Origin of the sequence: Leptospira barantonii, from assembly GCF_002811925.1 — a bacterium.
GTDB lineage: Bacteria > Spirochaetota > Leptospiria > Leptospirales > Leptospiraceae > Leptospira > Leptospira barantonii.
In genome coordinates this window covers 903330-922156 of record NZ_NPDS01000001.1, presented here as the reverse complement: position 1 = coordinate 922156, position 18827 = coordinate 903330, and the positions used below count along the sequence as shown (strand labels likewise).

The following is an 18827-nucleotide window of genomic DNA, read 5'->3' as shown; positions in this document are numbered from 1 at the left end:
ACTTTATCGTTTTCTAATATTTCGTTTTACCCCGGCAAAAACAAACGATCGCCTTTAGGAAGCGTTGTCTCGAAACCTTTCCTTTAGATTCGAAACGTATTCCCTTCCCACCGGAAGAACGGTTTCGTCCTCGTCGTTTAAAAAAACTTCGTAGCCGCCGCCGGCGTTCGACTTCATCCCCGAAATATATTCCAAATTGAGAATATACTTTTTGTGGATTCTCACAAAACGATCGTTCGGGAGTTCGTCCTCCAAGTCGCCCAATAATTTGGGAGTTTCATGATCCTTTTCCACGCTGTGCAAAACGCATTTTTTACCGTTTGCGGTCAGATAAAGAAGTTTGGAAAGGCTCATTCGGTGTAAGATTCCCGATTCGCGGAAAAACAAAAAGGACTCCGCCTTGTTTCCTTTTTTACGAACGGATAAGAATTCTTCCACTCTCGACATCGTTTCCCGAAATCTTTCCCTGGAATACGGCTTCAAAAGATAATCCAAGGCTCCGGCCTCAAAGGCGCGTAACGCGTGGTCCCGATACGCCGTCGTAAACACGAGAGCGGGAGCGGGTTTTCCCTTTTCTTCCAATACTTGAATCCCGGATTTTTCGGGAAGATTTACGTCCAAAAAAACGAGATCAAAGACTTTTTTATCCAGAATTTCCAGAGCCTGACGTCCGTTTCCGGCGACCGATTCTATCTTAAAAGAGGGCCATTCTTCCAAATACTTACGTAGGAGTTCCCGGGCCGGAGCCTCGTCCTCCACAATCAAAACGGTATACAATAAATCCTTCATATAGAATATTCCAGTAGAACCATGGTCCCGCCGGACTCCCTTTCCTCCAATTTTAAAATGGCGTCTCGAAAATTATAATCGAGTCTCGCCTGAATATTTCTGAGCGTACTTCGGATCGCTTGCATCCCGAACCCTCCTCCGGGTCCCGCGTATTGTCTTCTAGACGTGGAAATCGTTCCGTTATCCTCTATGGAAATTCGGATTTTTCCGTTCTTTATCTCCGCGCTTACGTAGATTCTTCTTTGAACGTTTTCGGAATTGATCGAATGTTTAAAACTGTTCTCAACCAAGGGTTGAATCGAAAGAGGCGGAATCGAAATCCCGGAAAAATCCCCCCTGCTCTCCATTCTCAATTCCATAAAATCGGCGAAGCGGATTTTCTGAAGCTCCAGATAATTCTTCGTGAACTCCCATTCTTCCTTAAACGAAACGAGACGTTCGGAATGTCTTTCCGTCAAAAATCGATACGAATCCGACAAAAGAAGAATCGCGCGGTCCGCGCGTGCGGGATCGATTTCGAGTAACGCGTGAATCGTATTCAAAGTATTGAATAGATAATGAGGATCCATTCTCGATTGAAGAGCGGCGTAGTGAAGTTCCTTGAGAGCGCTTTCGGATTCCTTCTTCTTTTCGATCAGGATCTGCATCGATTTTTCCAAAACGGAAATGAATAACGCAAGGATCAGCGAACTCAAGAGAATATTGTAAGAACCGCTGTGATGTCTGCCCGGAGATTCGTCCGTAAGCGCGATCGCGTGAAGAATTCCTCCCGCGGCCACGCCTACGATCGCGGCGAAACAGGATGCTAAAATTAAAATGACACCCGATTTTATAAATCCGTGTTTTTGTCTCGAGGAATTCAAAGATTCCACGGTCATCTCCACGATTCCACACACGGAATGTGTTGTAATCTGCGTCGCGAAGAAAACTTTCCAAAACGGAGAGTCGGAGTTGTGGGCGATTAGTAGGGCGTTCATGGTTCCGATTACGGTGTTGATGGAGAACCAAAAGAATAGTTTAAACCAACGAATACGCTTACCGGAGTTCATTTTTCATTTACCTGCTTTGATGAGCATTTGAGCGCACAATTTATTTCCCGTCATTCCGGATTTCATCCTTTAATTCCCCTAAATCGGACGTTCATTTCCTCCAAGGATAACCTTTCGGTAAAAGAATTGCCAGTGTTTGTTTTAATAAGAAGAAAGAAGTAGGATGAAAAATTCGCAGAATCAATTGACGGAAATAACTTTTCCCCTGGTAATAACTGATCAGAGGAATCATGAAATCATATCAAATATGCGTAATTCTGTTTTTGTCCTTATTTTTGGCTCGGAATATGTACGCTGAACAAGTTGTCACCGCTAAAAAAGACGAACCGGACGCCTACTACGGTTTGGACATAAGGGGAGTTATTTCTCCTTCCTACGGCGCGAAGTTGAACAACGACTCGAGCGGAACCGTAAACAACGGAGCCAATCCGTATCTGAATCCGAACGACCGCGTGGGTTTTTCCACTCCATGGACTCTTTTGATGATTTCCAAAAAGTTCGAGGATACCGGAATTCAAACCGAACTTTGGGGAGAATTGATCCGCAACGTTCAACTAACGTCGGATACACGAATCGACGGCGGAACAAAACAAAATCCTTATGTTCTGAGCATCCGCAGAGCGAGCGTTAAAAAAACCTGGGAGACTTCCGCCGGAGAATACACTCTCAATTTCGGAATGCAGGAACTTCCTCATACGTATACACAGTGGAGCAACTTCTGGAGATGGAGATACATCGACCGAGGTCCTCTTGAATCCCTGGGTTTCTCCCCCCAACCCGCCGATATCGGACTGAGCGCGACCGGTAAATGGTCCATCGTAAGTTCTCAGATCATGGTGAGTAACGGAGAGGGTTATAAAGAATCGCAAAACACCAATTCGGCGGGAATGGACGTATCTTCCCGAGTTTCCGTTGAACCCGAGTTAGGTGAAAAGGGAAAGGCGGGGTTTCATCTTTTTTTCAGAAAGGAAAACGCATTCGGCGCCCGCAAAAACGAGTGTTACGAAGGAAGAACGAATTGTCTTCCGAACGACCTCAATCCCAACACGAGCCTCTTTAGAGGAAATCGCACTCTTCAATCCGACACCGTAGGTTCCGAATTCGATCTGATCTGGAACGGAAGCGTAAAATGGAATTTCGGAATCGGAGCCTTCGCAAAAAGACAATATGGAAGCGAGATCCGCGATCGATTCCAACCGTTCTCAGCTCCTCTGGTTTACGGTAAGGATCGTTTCGGTAAAGGCGGCTACGCTTGGCTTTCGGTGGGAATCGGAAACTTCAGCCTTTTGGGAAGATTCGAGCGCGGAACCGGAACCAACGGAATCGTAGGTACGACCGAAACACAACAAAGGGAATGGATTCCCGGAACGGGAGTTCCGGTTTCCACACAGGCTCTGCCGAGCGCGATTTCAGGAGCGGTTCCCGAAACGTCTAACAACGGTTATTCGAGCAAGAGTTCCTTTCGAAGAGTCAGTCTTTTTCTGGAATGGATCGTAATTCCTCAGTTTAGGATGGCGCTCGGTTATGTTGAGAATAAGAATTACAGTTCGAACGGAATCGCGCAGAACGTCTACATCGATCAGAACGGCGTAGAAAAAACGGAAAAGGATTATCTAAACCAGTTTAACGGAACCGGCGGATCCGGAATTCTTTCCTATTCCTCCCTGGATAAACAGATTATCTTAAGAACCACGATTGAGTTTTAAATTAGGAGATTGTTATGAATCACAAGGTTAAGATCGCTTCGATCCTTATTTCCCTAACGATGACGGGAAGTTCGATCGTCCTCCTCAGCCAGGAATCGAAAACCGGAGACGCAAAGGTCGGCTTTTTATTAGGAAAAGCGAATGTTCAAAAAATGGGAAAAACCACCTGGGAACCTCTTAAATCAAACGACTTCGTGGACGAAGGCGATTTGATTTCCACGGGCAACGGCTCCAGAGTCACCGTTCTTTATAAGGGTTCCGAATTTAAGATCCAACAGAACAGTAAGGTGAAACTCACGAGCCTCTACGGAGAAAACAAGGACGGAAAAGTCGAAGTCAACTCCGGATTCGCGTGGTTTAAGATCGTCGGACTGAAGGGAAAAAAATTCGACGTTTCCACCGCGACATCCACGGCGGGAGTTCGTGGAACTTCATTCTCCGTTTTATACGATCCGAAAACGAAGGATTCTTCCTTTTGCACTTGCGAAGGTAAGGTTGTAGTTTCCGATTCCGACGGCAAGGAAGTCGTTCAGGAAAAAGGAAAAGGAACCCTCGTTTCTCCGAATCAACCGGAGATGAAAAAAGTTGAATATGAAGGAATCATTAAGAAGATGAAAACTCTTCCCGGTTTCGAAGCGAGATTGAAAAAGAACCTCTCTTTGAAAAACTGTCTCTCTTGTCACACTCCGGAAGGATGGACCCCGCCCGAAGACATTCAAAAAGACGAGACGTACGGCAAACAATAGTTTCTTCTAAACCAGAAACCAACATTCTCTTAGCCCGGTTTATGCCGGGCTTTTTTGTGTCGATCCAGCGCCCTTCTTTCGCGGAAGGACACTCGTTTGAGAATCACTTGACATTCGTCTCGATCGGACTTATAACGTCCTCCTTTCAAAAGAAAGAAGGAGTTATCATGCACCCGGAACTTCACATCAATTTTTTGGCGGTCCTTGCGGCCGTCGTCGCGAACTTCGTCATCGGTTCACTTTGGTACGGACCGATTTTCGGAAAACCTTGGATGAAGGAAATGAAAATCCCGGAGGACTTCCAACCGGATAAAAAAGAAATGTATAAGGCGATGGGAATGATGGTCATAGGTTCGTTCTTAACCGCTTACGTTTTGTTTTATACCACGAACGTCTGGAGAGCTTCTTCTTGGCACGCGGGCGAAGATAGTCCCGCGTATGTTTACGGATTTTTTTCCGGATTTTACACTTGGATCGGATTCTATATTCCGATGCACATCAACGGCGTGGCCTTTGAAGGTAGATCCTGGAAATTTTTCTCAATCAGCGCGGGTTACACCTTCGTTTCCTTACAGACGGTCGCGATGATTCTTTCCTATTGGAGATGATCTCGATCGACAAAAGACAAATTCTTCAGTCCTAAAATTCTTCCCAAACTTCCGTTAGGACAAAAAAAGACCGCCCTCGAAAGCGGTCTTTTTTTATTTTATTAAATTAGAATATTCTAATTTTTAAATTCTTTCGTCCTTATCGTTTACGGACAGGTAACCAGAACCCCCGGATCGGAAGCCGCAGGTCCGCCCGCAGTCAGACGAAGTCCTCCGAATACGTACGGATACGGTTCCGTATCGACGATCGGAAGTGTGTAGAGAAAAGAATGTGTGGTTTTCGTAATGATCCCGCAAGGGTTTCCGTTGGAAGGATTCGTGAGAGCGGGAAGACTGATACTCGCAGGAAGTGGAATCTCCTTCAACACGTTGTTCACCAAGGGAACGATCAGAGATGGAACCAACGGATCAACCACCGCAAGAATTCCCTTCGGATCCAGACCGAACGGATTCGGCGCACCTGCGCCGGAAGATCCTTCCAAAATATCCAACGTATAAGAAAGAGTCGGTCCGTTCGAGATCACGATCTTAAGCGCATTCAAATTTGCGAATGCGGGATTGTTCGTCGGATTCGAGAAGGTTACGAAATCAAAATCCGCGATTCCCTTCAAACTCGCTCTCGCCGTGCTGATGAGATACGTGGAGTTATCCGCTCTTTTACCCAAGATCGAAAGTTGAATGTCCGTGAAGTTCACTTCCAATTTCGGTTTAGCGGTTCCGACTACGGGTTTTAACGTTCCGTTCGGAGCTTGGATCGGATCGACCTTGATGATGATATCGTCGGTTCCGCTGATCGCAGGAACCAAAGCTCCAGTTGTAGGATTGATTCCGATCAACTGAGATCTTCCAGGGGCGAGAATGTTGATGATCGGTGAAACTTTAATCAAAGACTCGGTCAACTGAAAGAGCGGATCGGTTCCCGCATACAACTTGATCGTATCGATGAATCCTTTGTCGATGCTCAGATCCAAAGCGCGATTCTTCCAAAGATGATACGCCGCTTGTGTGATCGAATCCACCGTTAAAGAAAGTAATAGCCCGGGATTCGCCGCGCTCTTCGAGAACTGATAAATATTGCTCATCGGTCCCGTCGGTTTGGAAACTACAAAGCCGCTTGTGATCTGATGTGTACGAGGAGAACCGATCGGACTCGCCGCGGTGATTCCCAAGTCGATGGAACCGACGATTCCCTTATTGACTCCCGTAACTCTCACTTCCGAATCGCTTCCCAATTGAATCTTAACGTTCAACGGAAAGTTCGCAAGCGGAGCGGGAAGATAAGAAGGAAGCGCGATGTTCACTCCCGGATTTTTCAAAGATCCGATGATGGAATTCAAAACGGATGGAGCCACGTCCTCGATGAAGTTACGCAACATAGATCGTGTGATGAGAGGAGTTAAAGAAGGAACCATTCCGTTCGCCGCTCCTTCCGTAGTTCCCGCGAGCCAGCCCGCAAGACCGCTCGTAGTCGCCTCGAGTTTCACCTGATTGACTCTTCCGTCCCGATCCTTTACGGTAAGATTGTTCGACCAATCCGTCGTATTGAAGTTGGAAAGATTTGTGATCGGAGTGAAAATGTTAAGCGAAGCGTCTCCGTTCGTATCCACGGTCAAACTCGCCTTACCGATCGTAGAACGGTCCGCAGGCGGAGAATCGTTGTAATTCAAATAAGCCGTTGTGGAGAATACGAAACGGTTTCCCGCACCGATCACGAGAAACAAGGAGCCTCGGCTTCTTGCGATCATCACCATGTCTACCGCGAGAACCTTACCCTTGAAGTTAAAACCCAATTCTCCCGTATTGTTCGCGACCATCGATACTCCGATGTTTTGAAGCGCTGGAAAACCGGATACGCTTGGGTAAACGTTGATCCCGGTGATGTAAACGTCGATGTCGAAATCGGTACAACTCGTAAAGATCAGAGTCGCACAACCTTCTTGCGTAAAACCTCCGGGTTCGTCGCCCGCAGGTCCGCAATATCCGTCTCCGTATCCGCTCGCGGAATCGCCGTAGTTACGGATGTAGTTCGGCATCGAAAAACTTCCGATCCCGCTGTAGTCGATGCAATAACCGCTTCTACGAGCGATCGTCGTTGGAAGACCCGCGAATTGGTTGAAGGTCTGGTTGGTTACCTTAAAGTTTCCCGCCGTAAATCTTTCCAAAACCTTGGAAAGAAAAGGCATAGCCTGAGCCTGATCCAAAATGATCGAACCGCCCTTCGCGATCATGTTGTTCGGGAGCGTATTCACATTACCATAATTGAATGTAGCAAAACGTTTAAAAATTTTACCGGAGTTTACTGTGATTTCGTAATAGTATGCGTTTCCACCGACAAAAGGAGGAAGCGCGGACGCGGTCAGATTCGTAGTGATCGTCCCGGTCATATCGCAGGCCACTCCGGAACTACTGCAAATCGTAATTCCTCCGGTATTCGTATCACCCATGTGTTTGAGTTTGATCGACTGGATCGAGTTCGCGCCCACAACCGGATTGGCGAACGTGGATGTCAGAGTTAACGTAGGAGTTGTAGCCTTGTTGAACGTAATGTCGTTCGTTCCGCCAAGAACGTTAGTCGTGTTTATCTTGTTGGTCATCAGATAATCGGGTTCGGTGGTAAACGATTGGCTGTAACTGGTAAGACTTTGACCGTCTATGGTTTTAGAAGCGTTCGTAAGACTGAACGTATATTGTTCGTTGGTTTTGAATTCTCGATACGGATCGAATACAAGACGGGAACTGGAAGCCCAGTAAAATTCTCCGCCTTTGCCAGGACCCGCAAGAACTCCGGTGCTCGGACTTAAAACGAGGTCCGCTTGAACCGTCGCCTTGTTCATCGGATGAGAAAAACGAATTTCAATACTTTTGTAACGATCCACTTCCGAATAGGAGGAAATAAAAAGAACCGCTTCGGGAGCCGCCGTTCCGAAATTGGCCGGAAGACTCGTTGGAGTATCCGTTTCGGTATAAGGCGCAACCACGTTAGTCGAAACCGTAGTGTCCGTAGCCACACCGAAAAGAGAAAGAACGCTGTTGAGTGGAGAACCCACGTTTTTATCCGCGGAACAACCGAGTCCTAAGAAAATCGAAATCGCAAAAATACCCGCGAATATTGAAACTTTCTTTCCGTTCATCTTCATTACCCCGTTCATCTCTTTGTTTATCATTGTTGCACCGAAAACATAAAATTCATATCGTCCCACAAGGTCGACGTGGGTTGGTCGTTGTTCCAATTGTCATACATATAAAAACCCACAGGGGAGAATTTTCTTCCCGCCTGATAGATGTCCGCCATCTGACGAATCAAAGTTCCAGTCGAAAAAAGAAAGGAACGATTCGTATCCTGAGTGTTTTGAATGATATCCGATCTTAAAAAATTCTTCAGATCCCCGAAAAGATCCTTCACCGCAAAGTCCGGATTCATAAACATTCTCGCTTCGAGATAACTGAAAAAACCGCCGTTTGTTCCGATGTAATAACCGGTTCCGTAAAGCGATCTTCCGTAAGGAGCCATCGCTTCCAATACGGGAGGAACACTCTTGGTAAGAATATTCGTAATCGTATACGATCTTGTGTTGTCCGGATTGTAGAACAACGAAGAGGCAAGATTCAAAAGTTGCGTGATATCGGTACTGCTCGGAGAGATGTCCAACAAAAGGTTGAGAAGAAAATCCAAACTCGCAACGATCGACCAGCCCGAACTTCTGGAAAGATAATCCTTAAAAAGATTCACCACGTCGTCCACTCCGCTCCAAAGAGGATCGAAGATATTCGTTCCGTTTACGGTAGGATAGTTTGCGACCTTGTCTCTCCATTCCGTAAACTTAACTTCTATGTTGAACTGAGTTACGGTCGGAGTTTCGGCGTTGAGTTTGATTTCTCCCATCACGAGCTTAAGTCCGTTGAAAACCTTCGTCTTAACGTTCACGTTAGCCGGAAGACCGAGCTGACCTAAGAATTTAACGAGTCCGGTGAGAAGTTGTGTTTTACCGATCAGGTTCAAAGCCCCGTCTTGAAAACGTCTCGTGTTTTCGGAAAGAACGCTGATGAGAGTTCTGTATTCCTGAGGACCGGAACTGGTCATTGGAAAGTATTCCATCGTCGAAGCGATCGGGTTTCTAAAACCGTCCGCCATACCGACCGTACGAACCTGTGTAAAACTTGGCGGAGAAGGATTGGTCGGATTGGTCGCGGTCGTATCCGGTCCGTAAAACACCAAAGGTCTGGAAAGAATTTCAGCAAGACCGGTCAGAAGTGTATAAGGATTTTTGAATCCTGCTGTCTGTTGACCGGAAACCTGATCGTCCATCGCTTTTGCTAATGCGACAACAAGAGGTGTCAGAGTATTTCTTTGACTCCAGTTTGCGTTTACCAAATCGGGAATCACACGGGTCGCCGTGGTAAAACCCAGTCGTTCCAAAACGGGAACGTTGAGCGAAATCACGGGAGGAAGCATTCCGTAGATCAGCTCCGGATTCGGAACGATCAAAGACCAAAGCGCGGGATAAACGAACGTAACCTGAAAGGCTTGTTGACCGTCCGCGCCAAAACCCCAACCTTCCAAAAGCATCACGGAATCACCCGGAGTATTGGAAAGATAAGTCAGATCGGAACCTGCGGCGCTGTATGTTTTTACATAATTTCCGTTGTCGATGGTCCAACGTCCGTTGTCGGTTGCGCAAGCGCTTGGAAGACAGTTCGGTTTCAGATTGAGCATTCCCACAAGACCGTTCCCGATCCCGGTAATGAAAAGGGCCTCTTCGAAAGCGACCGTAGCCGCGAGTTTGGCGCGCACCGGAAGAACCGCGACAAAACGTTTTTCATACATCAACCACTGAAGATTTTTGTAAAAAGCTTCTTCGTCGCTATCCACCGCGCGTTGAACGTCGGTTTTCGGAATTTCGGTGATCGTATAATACGTGTTCGGAACGTTCGCCGTGTTTTGAAAATTCCCGCGCAAGCCCACATACTTCGTGTTATTCGGAGCGGGAAGATTGAGTTGAATCTCGTATTTATGAGTTTGCCAAGAAGGTTTGTAAAGAGTTTCGGAAAGATCGTTGTTTCTTGTGATCGTTCCGTCCGGCGAAAGATAATTTCCCGAGCCGTCTCTACGATTCTTATTGTAGTAAGGGCCGTACCCGCCGTACGTAACACGTTTGATCCAGTTCAAAGCCCAGGGAAGGGTTTTGTTGTAAACGCGGTCGAAGTTCGCGGCCGCGGGATTGGTAACGGGAGCGGTCACTCCTCTCGCGTTGTCTTCCAATAGGGAAAGAACTCGGCTATTGATGTCGAAATTCAGAGCCACTCCGTCTCTGTAGACCTTGTTGCTCGAACCGCTTAAATTCGTAATATTCTTAAAATTGAATGAATCCGAAGAACCCATCACCGACTTCAAAGAATGAATCGCGTCTCCGACGGTCAATTCCCCTCCGGTGGTTCCGTTGATCCAATCGTTCGTAGTATTGGAAGTATCCCAGGTGAAACCGTAATTGTTTGCGATCGTAAGAACCACAAAAAGGGTTTCCAACGCGGACATGGAACGGCTGGTTCCGTCGTAAGCGCGGTCCTTACCGTCCACATCGATGCGGATCAATTCTTTCAAAGAACCGTCCACGTTTGAAGGAGAAACCGCAAAACTCAGAAGACTTAAATTCTCCGCCGTCTTTTGCAGAAGATTGACCGGCGTTGCGGTTAACGTTCCCGTATCCAAAAGACTACGAACGATCTGAAAGGATTCCATCATAAAGGATTTCAGTTCCGCGGGATGAAGAGGATCGCTGTAGTCCGCGTTGAACTGAGCGCCTCCCGCGGTGAAATATTTATCCAAGTTGAAAACGAGTTCTTTCATCGCGGTATTCGGAGTTTTGAAATCGCTAAAACCCGCGCGTTTGAACATCATCTCGCCGAGATCGTAGATGATGGAAATAAAACCGTCTTTTAAGGAACGATCGGCGACTAACGCAGGATCAAAAAAGCCGTTGAGAAGACTTTCCACCCCGGCCCTTGCGTTCGCGTTCGCGATCAAACCCTTATAGGCGACATCTTCGATCTCGACCAAAAGATCGTGTGTGCTTTGGCTTTTCAGATCCGAGGAAAAGGTCATGATCGATTGAGTGACCTGATCCTTATTTTTGGAAAGATATTCCTGACGAAGTGCGTCCGCAGAAATCGGAACTATGTTTCGCACAACGGGTTTCGGATAATGACGAATCTTTTCGAAAAGAGGCTGAACCAAGTTATAAGCGGAGGGATTTGTGGTTTCCATCTTCTCGATCAAAGAAGCGGAATCCAAACTTAGGTTTTGAATGCTGGTTCTGCTCACAAGAAGCGCGGACTGACTCGCTCTCAAGGTCCCGAGATTGTCTTCCCGAGTCGCCTTTGCAAGGTTGTCCCCCAACGCCTTATTGAAATCGACTGGGTCCAAGCTCACAAAAAAACTTTTGAGAACCGGATAACCGTTTAAAACCGTGAATAAGGAAATGCCGTCGTAGGAATTGATATTATCAAAGAAAATCTTAGAATCGTATTTCGTGGATGAGGGTTTACACCCTAGGAAAAGCAGGAAAACCATCTGAAAGACCATTAGAAATCTATAAAATAGAGTTCTTTTTTCAGAATTGGCTAAGGCAAATGTCGATTTTCGAATCTTATTCTTTTTCAAATTCATCCCTAAAATCCTCTTCGTCGGTTTCCCTGGAGGCAGACCCTGTAGCGTTCGTTACGGGGCTTTATATATATACTAGATTCTAATTATTTTGTAAATATATGCAAATATTTTTTTATATCAATCGTTCAAATTTTATATCGATCGCTACAGGATATGACTTTAGGCTCACATTTTATAAAACGAACGTTATTTATAGGGAAATAAGGAGAAGAAATGAAAAAGGCCGGCCTCCTTGGAAGGAGGACCGACCTTGCCAAAAGCGTTTAAAACGGGAAACCGAATCGGAATCGATCAGGCTCCGGCGCTTTGAGGGGCGTATTTTTTCTTGTAAACCGCGTAGCCGATTCCTCCCAAAAGGAGAATCAACCAGATATACCAGAATTTGATCAGAAGAATGGTGATTGCGGTAATCACAAAAGCGATCACACCTAACACCACTTTGATGAGTCCCCCGCCCAAATCGCCTACGAAAGGAATGAAACTCAAAAGAGAAGTCAGAGGACCGGCCATCAGTGTAAAACTGCTGAACATCGCGATAAAACCGATGAATCTTCCGACCCATTTCATCGTGTTGTCGTCGGATTTGATATCCGCCATCGTTTCCGCAAAACCGCCCACGCTTGCGTTCAGGAATTGATTTCCTTCCGAAGAAGTGAACTGCCCTACTTTAGAACCTTTGACGTCGCCGATAAAAGTCATATCCCCTTCCGGAATCGGAGTCACGGAAACCTTTACTCTTTCACAACCTTCCTTTTCGGTTTCCGCGCAGGACTTGGAACTGTGAAGATAACCGTCTCCATAAACGAAACCGTTGGAATGAATCTCGTCTTCGTTCGCGTCTCTGGAAGAAACTTGGGAAGTAAAGTTCACGTCGGAAAGACTGACCGCATAATTCTTACCATCCGCAAGAATACTTCCACCGGAAGCGGATTCGGATTGGTCTTTCACGGACTTTCTATGGAATGCTTTCGCACGACATCCGGAAAGTTTAAAGTTGGAAGGATTCTCCGGAGAAGAAGTCCACTCAAGAACGCAGTTTCTCACTTCTTTCTTATTGCTTCCAGATCCTTCCGTTTTTACTTCCTCATCCCAAGCATACACTTCGGAACTCACAGAATAAGAAATGTAAGCGCCGCTCTTCACGAATTCTCCGCTGAGAGGACTCGCCTTTAAGGTTCCGGTTACGTAAGAAGGTTGGCCTTCTTTTGCCTGTCCTGCTGGAACCGCGTTCTTCAAGGCCGCGCTCGCCTGCTCGCAGGTTTCCACGTTGTAGATGATGATAAACGATACGGGCAACAAAACGATTCCCGTAAGAATACTCTTAAATGAATTTCCCATCTGGGATAAGAAACCTACGCTCTCGGTTGAGGACATTCCGTCCGGGCTTTCAAAGGCCATTGATTTTCTCCTTTTGATTGTATGTGGAAACTTTTTCAAATCCGCGGGACGCGGAAGCTGTGTGATTCTCCGTAGATTCGAAGGTTTGTAAATAATTTTTTGTCCGATTTCCGTTTAAAAGAACGATCGACATATTTTTTTCGGAAGAATTTAGAAAGAAGGTATGAGATTTGGATAAAACATCCATGCGCTTTGTGTCGTTTTTATTTCCTTTTTTCATACTCTATCTTCCCGTTCAATCTCTGTTCGGAAGTAAGGGAATCGGCGGCCCGATCCTCGAAATCGTTTTGATTCTTTGCGGAGTTCTTTTTTGGTTTTTCAATTCCGAAAATTCTTTGGAAAAGAAAACATCCGGTTCCTTTTTTGTTTCCCCCATCGTTTGGATTTCGTATTGGTCCTTGTTCGTTTTTGTGGAAGGGATTTTTTATACAAAGAATGCCGCGGATTCTTTTTTGTTAGGAGACTTGGATTATACCGCTCAGCTTAGAATGATTCTTCCGAACGCCGATGGACTGTTTTTTCAAACCCAGTATTACGGCGTGGATGAAAACGCGAATTTTCTTTCGCACCACATGGCGCCTTCCATTCTTCTTTTGTCTCCGTTTCCGTTTTTATTCGGTTCAAAACTCGGTTTCGGAATCGGAGTTTTTTTCTTCGCGGCGATCACGATTCCTCTTTTGTTTATATATTTGAGAGAATGTTCGATCTCGGAAGAACTTTCTCTGTGTGCCTGTCTTTTGTGGGCGGGTTCCTCCGCTTTTTATCGTTTGAATCATTCTTTGCACTTCGAGGTTCTGATTCCGTTTGCGTGTTTGTGCGTTCTGATCGGAATTCAAAAAAGAAAGTATTGGATCTTAGGTCTTGGGCTTTGTTTTTTTCTGGGAATCAAAGAGGATCTTTCGATCTATTTGGCCGCGCTTGCGACCGGAGCGATTCTCGCGGATTCCGAAAGAAGAAAAGAATGGATTTCCGTTTTTTGTATATGCGTATTTTATTATTTTCTTTTGTTTCCCGCTCTGACCTCTTGGGCCGGACATTCCGCCCAAAGAAATTGGAAGGAATATTGGGGAGCCGGAAGTGAAAATCCATTCGTGACCGTGCTCGACTACATTCAAAATTCGGAAAGTAGATCTCAGTATTGGAAAGGATTTCGGGATCTCAGTTTGGAATGGGGTCTTTGGAATCTGACCGGGGGTTGGGTTTTGTTTCCTTTTTTCGCTTTGTATTCCGCGTTTCGATTGTCGATTCATCCTTGGGTTCGGGATCTTTATAGTTATTACGTTTATCCTTTGATTCCGTTTCTGATTTACTTTTTGAAAACCGGCACAACTTGGATTCAAAACCGAACGGATAAAAGAACGATTATTTTCGTCCTTCTCGCGTTTGTTCTTTCGGTGTATCGAAACACAAAGGAAAACGATTACCCGATTCCGCTTTCACCCAAGTCCGACCAAACGACGGAGCTGGAAAAAATTATCGAACAGATTCCGCCTAACGTTTCCGTTTCGGCGGGATTTCACGTTTCACCGTTTATTTCTTTGAAGAACACTGCCTATCCGATCCGCGAAAATAGAAATTGGAAAGAATGGATCGTATTGGATCTACAATACAATTCTCCGTATTTGAGTTCGGAAAAGATTTTACAAAGAATGGAACCGGATCTTCGTTCCGGAAAGTTGCGTTGGGTACAGAGAACGGATCGTTTCGGTCTTCTTCGTTGGAATCAAAGCGAAACTGAAACCAAAATCAAACCGTAACGTTGCCATCGAACCGCGATCGTGCAATCGCAGAAGCGGCTTTGACGACGATCGTTCTCCGATTACTTACTACAGTATTCCTTCAAACGATTCTTGGAATCGGCGTAACCCAAATCCAAAGACTTTTGAAAATCCTTACACGCGGCGGAATTCTTTTTTAAAAAAACGTATGCAAGACCTCGGTTGTGAAAAGCGACCTCGTCCTTCGGAGTCAACTGTAAGACCTTTGTATAAGTGGTCGCGGAATCCTGATATCTTCCCAAACCATACTGAGCATACGCCAACTCGAAATAAGCATACGCGTCTTTTTTATCCAGGTTCACCGCCTTTTGTGCGTCCTTTAAGCCGTCGTCATAGTTCTCATCCGTGTTTTCACAACGGGCCTTATGACCGTAGAGTTCCGCGTTGTATTTTTCACCGAGATCGATCGCTTTTTGAAAGTCTTCGATGGCGGTAGGGCAATCCTTTAACATCTCGTTCGCATAACCTTTGTAAAGAAACGCGCCCGTTTTATTCGGATCGATCTCGACCGCCTTACTGAAATCCTTCATGGCTACATCATATTGTTTTAATGTATATTGAGCAAGTCCTCGGTTATAATAACCGGAAGCGTCACCGGGAACCAATTCGAGATATTTTGAATATTCTTGGATTGCTTTGAGATAATCTCCCCTTTCGTTCGCCCGATACGCTCGTTTGAAAATTTCGTTCGGATCTTCTCCGGTGTTGTTCGGAGCGGGAATCGAAGCGCTGTTCGAATTCGCGTTTGCATTCGGATCGGAGGCGAAACTTTCTTTGATCTCGCGAATCGCCGCAAGAAAACCGCTCAACAAACCTTGGATCCAAGTAGGTTGTACGACCACGGTCGTGGGGTCGTTCGGGTTCTTGTTCTCGGAAGAACCGGGCATAAAAAAGCTGAGAATTAAGATAAGAATTCCAATCAATAAAAACGAACCAAGGACTCGATTTGCCATCAGGTAATAGAAACTAAAATTTCTAAGAATTCAACTTTTTATTCGGCAAAAACTTTCCAAAATCGATCGTGTTTTCGTTTTTTCGGTTGGAATGCCCAACGAGCCGTCCCATTGCGGATCGGCTCGCCGGAATTTGGAAGAGAATCTACTCGGACTGAATGCTCAGAGTGGATTGTTTGTTCGGATTGTGTTTTACGTCGAGACCGTAGACGAGAGCCGTAGGAACCGCATACTGAGGATCAAACGTATCGATCGCGATCGCGATTTTGTTCCCGGCCGGAACGTCGTAAGCCACTGCGTTCAGATCGATCGTAAGATCCACGGTTTCGTAAGCGGACGCGTAAATCGAAGCGGTTCCGTGAGTGATCAACTTTCCCACGCCGTTTTTTGCGACGTCGTAGAAGTAAACGTTCACATTCGCTTTTCCTAATGAAGAAGAAACCTGACCTTTCCAAAAGATTTTTCCGCGAATTTTCAAAACGGAAGAAGTCGCGTCGGATTCGTAGACGATTCCGTTGATTCTACTCAACCAATCCAAGGACGCAGTGACCGGAACCTCCAGATGGGAAGCGAGAATATCCGAAAGCAAAGGAATCCCGGTCGTCGCGATCGTATCCGCTCCCGAAAGAATTCCAGTGTTGGAATTGTTCGTGTTCTGTGTTGCGGAAATTTTACCGTCCGCAAAAAGGGTTCTCGGTTTCAGATAATACGTTTTTTCCGAAACGGTCGGAGACGGCCAAGAAGGAAGAGTCACCCGATCTCCGTTGAATCTTTTTTGAAACGTTACCTGAGGTTTGTTCATGATTCCGTTGTCGATTCCTTTCAACCAATAGTCGAACCAATCGTATGCGTTGGTCCAAACAGGATTAGAAAGACCTAATATTCCTCCCACCTCCGCGGTTGCGTGAATCCCTTCGTTCAGATCCAGTTTTTTCGGAACGGTCAAAGAAGCGAAGTAATCCAACATCTGATTCGGATTGAAGAGAAAATCCTCGAAGTTGCTCGAGATATAAACTGGTTTGCCGGACGCATTCAACTGAGAAGCCAAACTCGCGGGAGAACGTTCGGCGGCCCAAGTTGTAACACCTGCGATATCCGTGTGAGAAAGAAGTTTACCGAAATTTTCGGCGATCACCGGATCCATCTTTCCGGTAAAATATCCGGCGCCCACAAGAATCAAACCCCATACCAAACGAGGAGTATCGTTTCCGTATAAGGAACGTTTGAGATCGCCCCAACCGCTCATCGCAACTGCGGTTTTGATTCTCGGTTCGAAACTGACTCCGATGAGAGAGATTCCGGCTCCATAAGAAATTCCTGATATACCGATATTCGCGACGTCGGCTTGTGTGTTCGCCAAAAGCCAATCCACGATCGCGGTCAGATCCGCACGGTCTTTTAAACCCGCGGTGTTGATCAAACCGCCGGAGACGCCGAAACCTCGGGTGCTATAACTCAAAACGATATAACCTTTTTTCGCGAGTTTTGCCGCGGGAACCAAGTATTCGTATTCGTTCAAAGCCCAGCTGTTTACGAAGATCACCGCCGGATATTTTTGACCGGAGACAAGACTCTTCGGTTGAAATAGATTCGCGGCAAGAACAGTTCCATCGGCTGAACGGACCGTGATCGAATCGTTGAACGTAAAACTTCCGTTGTTCTCCGCTTGAAACGCGGCGTTGATTTGTTCGGAAGTGATTCCTTGTTGAAACGTGCTCGCGGGTGCGTTCGTATTCAAAACGTTTTGCGAAGCTCCCGGAATCAACGCGGCCAATGCGGCAATGTTTTCTTTGGAAGAATTTCCATTCCCGTCTCCGCAATTCAGATACAGTAAAAACAGGACCGCGGTCGTTCCCGTTTTTAAAACACTCATTGTTTTAAATCCAATTCTCATTTTTTTCTCCTAAGTCATTTAGCGTACGAGCGCCTTTTCACTTACAAGAGAATGAGTTTACGCAAAGAAAGAATTGAATTCGCCCAAGATTCGAATTTCGGTCCAAAAAAAAGTCCTAAATCCGAAATTAATACTATTATCACATTCAAATTTACTGTTATACTTCAGCGTTTGGGACGGGATCTTCTCAGATATTCCCGAGGAGAGGTTCCGAAAACGGACTTAAATGCAAGATTGAAAGTCGCTTTGGAGTTGAATCCGGAACGATACGCCACCGAAAGAATATTCGCGCCCTCTTCGGTTTTGAGAATTTTCGCGGCTTCTTGCACGCGATACGCGTTGATGAACTTGGAGAAGTTCATTCCTTTTCTTGAATTTAGATATTCCGTAAGTTGATAAGGTTTGAGATCGAGCTTCACCGCAAGAGAAGAAAGATCCAAATCTTCCTGAAGAAACAATCGTTCCCCTTCCATCAAAACTTCCAAACGAGAATCGAGTTCGGAAAGATCCACACGTTCCAATCTGGAATTCTGATACGCTTCCTTAACCGCGGGTCCGATCTCGTTCAAAAGTTTAGGAGTTCTTTGGTGAGAAAGATAGGCCGTCACGGAATAAAACGTCGTAGCGACGACGGTAAAGTATAACAATTCCAATTCTCTTAACAAATATGCGGAAATCAAAATCAGAGTTACGCTCGCTCCGCCCGAAAGAATCATCAAAAGAAAACGACCACCCGGTTCCTTCTTTAACTGATCGATCTTAAAAATCGATCTGCTTTCCCAGAAGATATACGCGTAATAACCGAGATTCACAAAAAAACCGAAAAGAAAAAGAATCTCCCAAACGCTCGTGATCGATTTTCTAAAATAATCATCGGGACGATTTCCGAACCATTCCGGAAAAATCAAAGAGGAAGAAGGAATCAAAAGCGTAAGAAACAAACCCGGAAAATACATCCAACGATCCGTTTTCCAAGAATAAGAATCCTTCACGGTCGCGGAAAACAAACTGTACATCCCGGCGCCCAAATACCAAGAGCAAGGAACATACATATAATTTAGAAAACGGGTTTCGAAACGAATTTCCTTGAGAATGAAATATACATAAAAGAATAGGATGGATGCGCAGAAGTTTAAAAGAAAGACGAATCGATTCTGAATCCCGAACGGATTCCTGAGCAAAGCCCCGGAGCCGATCAACAAACCGAAAGCGGCTCCGAAAAATACGATTTCTATCAGCATC

Annotated in this window: 12 protein-coding genes; 4 read left to right on the top strand and 8 right to left on the bottom strand. The window is 45.7% G+C overall.

Annotation, left to right across the window (positions count from 1 at the left end; translation table 11 throughout):
• Positions 1-54: 54 nt before the first annotated feature.
• Both CH367_RS04415 and CH367_RS04410 read right to left on the bottom strand, forming a co-directional pair.
• On the bottom strand, positions 55-789 hold the full coding sequence (locus tag CH367_RS04415; protein WP_100761232.1) for a LytR/AlgR family response regulator transcription factor: 735 nt from the start codon (positions 787-789) through the stop codon (positions 55-57).
• Complete coding sequence (locus tag CH367_RS04410; protein ID WP_100761231.1) at positions 786-1838, bottom strand: sensor histidine kinase; 1053 nt, start codon at positions 1836-1838, stop codon at positions 786-788. The genes CH367_RS04415 and CH367_RS04410 overlap by 4 nt, the downstream gene beginning before the upstream one ends.
• A gap of 230 nt (positions 1839-2068) precedes the next feature.
• Between CH367_RS04410 and CH367_RS04405 the strand changes: the two genes are divergently transcribed.
• From CH367_RS04405 to CH367_RS04395, 3 genes are all read left to right on the top strand, one after another.
• Positions 2069-3544: a hypothetical protein gene (locus CH367_RS04405; protein WP_100761230.1), complete on the top strand. Its 1476-nt coding sequence runs from the start codon at positions 2069-2071 to the stop codon at positions 3542-3544.
• A 14-nt stretch (positions 3545-3558) separates the two neighbouring features.
• The gene (locus CH367_RS04400; RefSeq protein ID WP_100761229.1) at positions 3559-4290 is read left to right on the top strand and encodes a FecR family protein; all 732 of its coding nucleotides are present in this window, start codon (positions 3559-3561) and stop codon (positions 4288-4290) included.
• Positions 4291-4457: 167 nt separating this feature from the next.
• On the top strand, positions 4458-4898 hold the full coding sequence (locus CH367_RS04395) for a DUF1761 domain-containing protein (protein WP_100761361.1): 441 nt from the start codon (positions 4458-4460) through the stop codon (positions 4896-4898).
• Between the two features lie 146 nt (positions 4899-5044).
• Here CH367_RS04395 and CH367_RS04390 read toward each other — a convergent pair whose 3' ends face one another.
• The 3 genes from CH367_RS04390 to CH367_RS04380 all read right to left on the bottom strand — a co-directional run bounded on the left by CH367_RS04390 (position 5045) and on the right by CH367_RS04380 (position 12960).
• Complete coding sequence (locus tag CH367_RS04390; RefSeq protein WP_100761228.1) at positions 5045-8062, bottom strand: Ig-like domain-containing domain; 3018 nt, start codon at positions 8060-8062, stop codon at positions 5045-5047.
• Positions 8059-11562: a hypothetical protein gene (locus CH367_RS04385; RefSeq protein ID WP_100761227.1), complete on the bottom strand. Its 3504-nt coding sequence runs from the start codon at positions 11560-11562 to the stop codon at positions 8059-8061. Before CH367_RS04385 ends, CH367_RS04390 begins: the two co-directional genes overlap by 4 nt.
• A gap of 291 nt (positions 11563-11853) precedes the next feature.
• Positions 11854-12960, bottom strand: coding sequence for a TMEM43 family protein (locus CH367_RS04380; RefSeq protein ID WP_100761226.1), 1107 nt, complete (start codon positions 12958-12960; stop codon positions 11854-11856).
• Positions 12961-13145: 185 nt separating this feature from the next.
• Between CH367_RS04380 and CH367_RS04370 the strand changes: the two genes are divergently transcribed.
• Positions 13146-14717 (top strand): DUF2079 domain-containing protein, encoded by a 1572-nt coding sequence (locus CH367_RS04370; RefSeq protein ID WP_100761224.1) that lies wholly within the window; start codon positions 13146-13148, stop codon positions 14715-14717.
• Between the two features lie 62 nt (positions 14718-14779).
• Here CH367_RS04370 and CH367_RS04365 read toward each other — a convergent pair whose 3' ends face one another.
• The 3 genes from CH367_RS04365 to CH367_RS04355 form a co-directional block, all read right to left on the bottom strand.
• Positions 14780-15691, bottom strand: coding sequence for a tetratricopeptide repeat protein (locus CH367_RS04365; RefSeq protein WP_100761223.1), 912 nt, complete (start codon positions 15689-15691; stop codon positions 14780-14782).
• Between the two features lie 145 nt (positions 15692-15836).
• Positions 15837-17564 (bottom strand): CocE/NonD family hydrolase, encoded by a 1728-nt coding sequence (locus CH367_RS04360; protein ID WP_244284465.1) that lies wholly within the window; start codon positions 17562-17564, stop codon positions 15837-15839.
• Between the two features lie 185 nt (positions 17565-17749).
• Positions 17750-18826 (bottom strand): helix-turn-helix domain-containing protein, encoded by a 1077-nt coding sequence (locus tag CH367_RS04355; protein WP_100761221.1) that lies wholly within the window; start codon positions 18824-18826, stop codon positions 17750-17752.
• Between the last annotated feature and the right edge of the window lies 1 nt (position 18827).